7 protein-coding genes are annotated in these 7,120 nt (G+C 33.2%); 2 read left to right on the forward strand and 5 right to left on the reverse strand.

Annotated elements, in window-relative coordinates; all coding sequences use genetic code 11:
* Nucleotides 1-2 precede the first annotated feature (2 nt).
* The 5 genes from OD803_RS12915 to OD803_RS12935 all read right to left on the reverse strand — a co-directional run bounded on the left by OD803_RS12915 (nucleotide 3) and on the right by OD803_RS12935 (nucleotide 5,391).
* The gene (locus OD803_RS12915; RefSeq protein WP_262733735.1) at nucleotides 3-1,364 is read right to left on the reverse strand and encodes an exonuclease domain-containing protein; all 1,362 of its coding nucleotides are present in this window, start codon (nucleotides 1,362-1,364) and stop codon (nucleotides 3-5) included.
* A 47-nt stretch (nucleotides 1,365-1,411) separates the two neighbouring features.
* Nucleotides 1,412-2,086, reverse strand: a complete 675-nt coding sequence (locus OD803_RS12920; protein ID WP_262733728.1) for a YggS family pyridoxal phosphate-dependent enzyme — start codon at nucleotides 2,084-2,086, stop codon at nucleotides 1,412-1,414.
* A 29-nt stretch (nucleotides 2,087-2,115) separates the two neighbouring features.
* Nucleotides 2,116-3,354 carry a DUF1015 domain-containing protein gene (locus OD803_RS12925; protein WP_129760325.1) on the reverse strand — a complete coding sequence of 413 codons (1,239 nt, stop codon included), beginning with the start codon at nucleotides 3,352-3,354 and terminating at the stop codon, nucleotides 2,116-2,118.
* A 113-nt stretch (nucleotides 3,355-3,467) separates the two neighbouring features.
* Nucleotides 3,468-4,355 carry a 3-hydroxyacyl-CoA dehydrogenase family protein gene (locus OD803_RS12930; protein WP_262733731.1) on the reverse strand — a complete coding sequence of 296 codons (888 nt, stop codon included), beginning with the start codon at nucleotides 4,353-4,355 and terminating at the stop codon, nucleotides 3,468-3,470.
* A gap of 76 nt (nucleotides 4,356-4,431) precedes the next feature.
* Nucleotides 4,432-5,391, reverse strand: coding sequence for a Gfo/Idh/MocA family protein (locus tag OD803_RS12935; RefSeq protein WP_129760322.1), 960 nt, complete (start codon nucleotides 5,389-5,391; stop codon nucleotides 4,432-4,434).
* A gap of 142 nt (nucleotides 5,392-5,533) precedes the next feature.
* Here OD803_RS12935 and OD803_RS12940 point away from each other — a divergent pair, with 142 nt between their 5' ends.
* Together OD803_RS12940 and OD803_RS12945 are read left to right on the forward strand one after the other, a co-directional pair.
* On the forward strand, nucleotides 5,534-6,175 hold the full coding sequence (locus tag OD803_RS12940) for a protein-L-isoaspartate(D-aspartate) O-methyltransferase (RefSeq protein ID WP_129760321.1): 642 nt from the start codon (nucleotides 5,534-5,536) through the stop codon (nucleotides 6,173-6,175).
* 30 nt (nucleotides 6,176-6,205) lie between these two features.
* Nucleotides 6,206-6,919, forward strand: a complete 714-nt coding sequence (locus OD803_RS12945) for an endonuclease/exonuclease/phosphatase family protein (RefSeq protein WP_262733732.1) — start codon at nucleotides 6,206-6,208, stop codon at nucleotides 6,917-6,919.
* The last annotated feature ends 201 nt before the right edge of the window (nucleotides 6,920-7,120 follow it).

Genomic DNA, 7,120 nt, shown 5'->3' on the forward strand with positions numbered 1-7,120 from the left:
AATTATAGTTGAATGATTTTTAGGTTCTTGTTTTTTCGTAAGTAGTTTTGAATAATATGCTGAGAGTCTCTATTGTTTTCCATTGGAGTGATTAAAGACTCTAATACATCCATATTAGTAATTTGATAGTTTAAATTGAAGTGTCCTAAACCGTTGAACAATCCATTTTTTATCAATACTACGCTACGTTCATCAACTTCTCGTCCTTTATCAATAATAAGCATATTCTTGTTTGTGTAACTGTTTTTATCAATTAATTGCTTTACACGATTGTTGTAGTCAGTAATACTTTCTTCTTGTATACAAGCTCCTGAGCATTGTTTTATAGTATAGTTAAAGCAATTACTTTTTGTTGGATATACACCAGAAAGCTTTTGACAAAGCTGGAATTCTTCAATAGCTTTAAAGATAAAATGTTTTGCACTTTGCTTATTACTAAATGTGGTAATTGCATTTTTTCTACCATCGGCTTTGTCTATAGTTAGGTTAATGTAACCATTGTCATCAGTAAAACTATATAACGCATAATTAAAAATGTGTCTGCGTAAAGCTCTATTAAATAAAGGCTTGTTCTTTTTTATTTCCTGAGATTCTTTTAGTAAGGCAATAAGTTCACTGCCAGTTTCTTCATAAGTTACAGCTGCTGTTTGTAATTGAATTTTTTTAGACTTAGAACTGGTGTTGGTAAAATGCTGGCTAATTCGGTTTTTTATGTTGTTGCTCTTGCCAATGTAAATGATTTCGCCATCTTCATTGTGTATGTAATAGACTCCAGTACTGTTAGGAAGTTCGTCAATTATACGCTTTAAACTAGGTTTTAGTTTTGATTTAGCTTCAACTTGTATTGCATCTTGAACAATAAATTTTTCAAGGTCTTTGGTCAATAACATTTTAAACAACTTTACAGTTGCCATAGCATCACCAGCAGCTCTATGTCTGTCGCTTACAGGTATTCCCAATGATCTGGTAAGTTTGCCTAAGCTATATGATTCTTGACCAGGAATAAGCTTTTTAGATAACTCTACAGTACACAACGTTTTTCGCTTGTAACCAAAACCCAAACGCTTAAATTCAGTTTTTAAAATACGATAATCAAACTGCGAATTGTGAGCAACAATAATACAATCTTCGGTAATTTCAACAATACGTTTAGCAACCTCATAAAACTTAGGAGCATTTTTAAGCATGTTGCTATTAATGCCTGTAAGGTTTACTACAAAAGGTTGAATTTCTCGCTCAGGATTTACAAGACTTATAAATTGATCAACTACTTTATGACCATCAAATTTGTAGATTGCAATTTCGGTTATACCTTCTTCATTGTACTTTCCACCAGTAGTTTCTATGTCGAGTATTGCGTAAATTTGTTAAAAGTTAAAAGTTAAAAGTTAAAAATAGTTTTGCTCACTGCTCACTGCTCACTGTAATTTCTAGCTCCAAATATACTACTTCCAACTCTAATCATGGTACTTCCATTTTTAATGGCAAGCTCATAATCGCCACTCATTCCCATTGAGATGGTTTGTAGGTTACAATTTTCAGTTTGAAGCGGTTTTAATGTTTCAAATGTAGTTTTTAGGTACTGAAACTCTTTTTCAATTTGATTGGTATCTTCAGTAAAAGTTGCCATACCCATTACTCCAGTAATACAAACGTTTTGTAGTGTTGAAAGTGCTTCAGAAGTTATTAATGCTTTAGCGTCGTTTGCAGACATACCAAATTTACTGTCTTCTTCAGCAATTTTAATTTGAAGTAAACAATTAATAGTTCTATTGTGTTTTTGAGCTTGTTTGTTTATTTCTTTAAGTAACTTAAAGCTGTCTACACCATGAATGAGGTTAACAAAATCAGCCATATACTTTACTTTATTTCGCTGAACATGACCAATCATATGCCATTCAATATCTTTTGGCAATTGCTCGTGTTTGTCAACCATTTCCTGAATTTTGTTTTCACCAAAAATGCGTTGACCGCAATTGTAAGCTTCCATAATAGCGCTTACAGGTTTGGTTTTTGAAACAGCTACCAAAGTAACATGTTCAGGAAGTTGAGATTTTAATGTATTTAGTTGTTCTGAAATTGTCATTATTGTTTCAATACTTTTATAAAATGGTTTTAAAACTCATAAATAGTTACACCACTACGTATTTTGGGTTCTATAAACGTACTTTTTGGTGGCATTTTAAGTCCGTCGTCAGCAATTTGCTTCATGTCTTCAATATCCACAGGAATCATACCAAAACCAACAGCAAATTCACCATTGTCAATACAGCTCTTTAAATTAACAATATCTTTTTTTCCGTTGATATAGGTAATTCTAGAATCGTTACGTAAATCGTCAATCCCTAAAATAGGCTGTAGAATGGTTTTATATAAAATTTGAGTATCAAGAGCATCTAACGACGATTTAAAATCATAAAGCGATTTTCTAAGATATAACGAGTAAAACTCACCATCTAGATACATGCTGAAATGATGTTTTTTAGAGGGCTTGTATGGCATAATGCCTCTGTTTTCAATTCGGTAAATAGCATCTAACTGAATTAAAAATTCCTCTTTGGTTAATCCGTTAAGGTCTTTCACAACTCTGTTAAATTCATGAATTTGTAATTCAGATTCAGGAATTAGGTAACTCATAAAATAATTATAAGTTTCAGAGCCATTGTGGTTTGTGCTGTTTTCTTTCAAATCTTTATACAGCAAATAAGACGATGCAGACCTATGATGACCATCAGCAATATACACTGTAGGCATGTTTTTAAACTCCTCTTGAATGGTGTTAATAGTGTCTTGGTTGTCAATCATCCAAAGATAATGTGTGTCTCTGTATGTTGTTGTAAATTCAAACTCAGCGCGTTGTTGCTGTATGTTTGAAATTAAATTTTGAATTGTGCTGTTATCAGGATAGGTGAGGAGTACAGGTTCTGCATTAAAGCCAACCGTTTTTAAATAGTCTTTAAACACATGCTCTCTGTGAACAATAGTGTCTTCGTGCTTTCGTATCACGTTGTTTTCGTAATCTTCAGCACTTGCCGCAGCTACAATACCATTAAAAACCTGACCTTCTCGATTTACAATTTTATAAACGTAAAAACAATTGGTTTGGTCTTGTACAAAAATGTTATCTTCCTTAAACTCTAAATAGCGATTTTTCACCAGTTTATAGCGTTCTATTCCAGAAATTTCCCTGTCGTATTTATACCCTGGATTTACAATATGCAAAAATGAAAACGGATTATAATCCAATCGTGCTTCCCTTTCAGCTTGTGTATAGGTTTGGTAAGAGCGAGATGCCACCAAACTCACTTTGTCTCTTGTAGGACGAACAGCTTTAAAAGGGATTATTTTTGCCATAGTACTTCCTGCGAAAGCAGGAATTTCATTTGTTATTAAATTAAGTGAGTTGTTATGAAAAGATTGCGAAACTTAGTTTTGTAAGTTTCGCAATACTATATAATGTTGTTTTGTTATGCAAACTGCTTCGCAACGGTTTCAGCTTTTCTGCTTTCTGAATAATCATAAAACCCTTCACCAGATTTTACACCTAATTTTCCTGCTTGTACCATGTTTACAAGTAATGGACAAGGTGCGTATTTTGGGTTTTTAAATCCATCATACATAACGTTTAAAATAGATAAACACACGTCTAAACCAATAAAATCAGCTAATTGAAGTGGTCCCATAGGATGTGCCATACCTAATTTCATTACAGTATCTATTTCGGTTACACCAGCAACTCCGTTGTAAAGCGTTTCAATAGATTCGTTTATCATTGGCATTAAAATGCGATTAGCCACAAAACCAGGATAATCGTTAACCTCAACAGGAACTTTTCCTAAGGTTTTTGAGAGTTCCATAATAGTATTGGTAACGTCATCACTAGTGTTATAACCTCTAATAATCTCAACCAATTTCATAATTGGCACAGGATTCATAAAGTGCATACCAATTACTTGCTCTGGTCTTGAGGTTACAGCAGCTATTTGCGTTATGGAAATTGATGATGTGTTTGTTGCTAGAATTGTGTCTTTAGGACAAGCTTCGTCTAGTTGCTTAAAAATATTAAGTTTTAAATCTACATTTTCGGTAGCAGCTTCAACCACTAAGCTCGTGTCTTTAACACCATCAGTAATGCTTGTAAAGGTTGAAATATTGCCTAGAGTTTCTTCTTTTTGAGCTTCAGTAATTTTTTCTTTAGCTACCATTCGGTCTAAGTTTTTAGAGATGGTATCCATTCCTCTTTTAAGTGAAGCTTCACTAATGTCTATTAAGTTTACTTTAAAACCACTTTGAGCAAAAGTATGTGCAATACCATTTCCCATGGTTCCAGCTCCTATGACAGCGACATTTTTCATAAATAAAATTAATTTTTGTTCCTGCGAAAGCAGAAGTATTTGTTATCTGTTAGTTTAAAATAATTAAGAGTTCCATTTAAAACTGCTCAATAATCATTGTAGCTATACGTAAGGCTTCAGTGCCATCGTGTAAGGTTACAACTGGTGTTGTATTGGTAGTGATGGCATGAGCAAACGTTTCTAGTTCGTCTAGTATAGCATTGTTATTGGCAACTTCAGGATTATCAAAATAGATTTGTTTTTTGATGCCTTCAGCATTTTGAAGAATCATATCAAAATCACCTGGAGTTTCAGGTGCATCTTTCATTTTTACGACCTCACATTTTTTCTCTAAAAAGTCCACTGAAATATAAGCGTCTTTTTGGAAAAAGCGTGTTTTACGCATGTTTTTAAGCGATATTCTACTTGCGGTTAGGTTTGCAACACAACCGTTTTCAAACTCTATTCTTGCATTGGCAATATCAGGAGTGTCACTAATTACCGAAACTCCACTTGCCGAAATAGCTTTAACTTTAGATTTTACGACGCTTAAAATAATATCAATATCATGAATCATTAAGTCCAATACCACAGGAACATCAGTTCCTCTAGGATTAAACTCAGCCAAACGATGCGTTTCAATAAACATTGGGTTTTCCAGCTTGTCTTTAATAGCTGTAAACGCTGGATTAAAACGTTCTACATGTCCAACTTGTCCGCGAATATCGTGTTGCGCTAACAACTCTCTTATATGTTCAGCTTCTTCTACAGTATTGGTAATAGGCTTTTCAATAAATATATGTTTGCCTTTAGCTATTGCTTTTTTTGCACAATCATAATGCGAAAGAGTTGGTGTAACAATATCTACCATATCAACCGCATCAATAAGCGCGTCAATAGAATTAAAATATTTATAACCAAACTCAGCTTCTACCTTTTTAGCGTTGTCTTCATCAGCATCATAAAACCCTACAAGGTCATATTTTTCAGATTGTTTGAGAAGTCTTAAATGAATTTTACCTAAGTGACCAGCACCAAGTACACCTGCTTTTAGCATTGTTTTTTACGTTTTTAACAAAAATAAGATTTTAGTTTTAGAAATTCTAGATTAGAAATTAGAAAAAATGGTTAAACTTCAACTTTTAGACTTTGAACTTTTTTGGGTTTGAATTACCTTAGCAACGAAAACCTGCCATACATTGAAAGATACATTTAAGCATCAAGGATTACGACAACAATTGGTTAATACCATTAAAGAAAAAGGTATTACAAACGACAACGTTTTAAAGGCTATTGGAAAAATACCAAGACATTTATTTATGGATTCTGGTTTTTTAGACCATGCCTATCAGGATAAAGCGTTCCCAATTGCTGCAAACCAAACTATTTCGCAACCCTATACTGTAGCTTTTCAAACCGAATTACTGCAAGTAGAAAAAGGACACAAAATACTTGAAATAGGCACAGGAAGTGGTTACCAAACTGCTGTATTGTGTTTGTTAGGAGCTACTGTGTATAGTATAGAGCGCCAACTGGAGTTGTTTAAAATTACTAGCAAGTTTTTACCAAAACTAGGTTACAGACCTAAAAAATTAATTTTTGGTGATGGTTATAAAGGCTTAAAAGAAGAAGCTCCTTTTGATAGTATTATTGTAACTGCTGGAGCACCAATGGTGCCTAAAGCCTTGTTAGGTCAATTAAAAATTGGTGGACGTTTAGTAATTCCTGTAGGAGAGGATGTGCAAACCATGACCTTGTTTGTTAGAAAAGGACCAAAAGACTTTGAGCAAAGAGAGTTTGGTGAGTTTAGGTTTGTGCCAATGCTTGAAGATAAAAACTAGTTGGAGTGCATTAAAAAATATCGTTAAAAATTGAAAATTGTTACTTGGAATTGTAATGGAGCTTTTAGAAAAAAATTCGACCGAATTTCGGAATTGAATGCAGACATTTATGTAATTCAAGAATGCGAAAATCCAACCGAATCCAAACACAAAGAATATCAAAATTGGGCGAATAATTATATCTGGAAAGGTGACACAAAAAATAAAGGACTCGCAATTTTTGCAAAACCAGAAATAAATTTAAAAAAATTGAATTGGTCTAATGAATTTAAAGACCATAGCGTAAAACATTTTTTACCGTGTGAAGTTAACAGCGAATTTAACTTATTAGCTGTTTGGACTCACAGAAACAATTCACCGAATTTTGGATATATGGGACAGTTTTGGAAATATCTTCAAGTGAATCGTGATAAAATGAAAAATATTCTATTAATTGGAGATTTTAATAGTAATAAAATTTGGGATGAATGGGATAGATGGTGGAATCATTCTGATGTTGTGAATGAACTTAAAGAAATTGGTATTGAAAGTTTTTACCATAAAGTTACAGGCGAACAACAAGGAAAGGAAAGTAAACCAACACTATATTTTCAAAGAAAACTTGAAAGACCATACCATATAGATTATGTTTTTGGCTCAACAGAGTTTGAAAGCACATTAACGAATTTGGAAGTTGGAACTGCTGAAAATTGGTTGAGTGTCAGCGACCATATGCCAATAATAACAGAATATGAAAAAAAATAACGACACGCCAACAATGTATAACTGCAATTACGACGGATTCGACTACGTTTGAATCTACCCAGAATTGCTAACGTCAGTGCTTAACCGAAAATTATTAACTTTAAATCCGTAACTGACCGTTATACGTATTCCAAGGTAAAAAACAAGTTTTTTTTAGAAATTTACTGCTGCTATATTTACAAAGGGAGTACCTCTTTTAAT

Source organism: Gaetbulibacter sp. NE, from assembly GCF_025548475.1.
GTDB lineage: Bacteria > Bacteroidota > Bacteroidia > Flavobacteriales > Flavobacteriaceae > Gaetbulibacter_B > Gaetbulibacter_B jejuensis.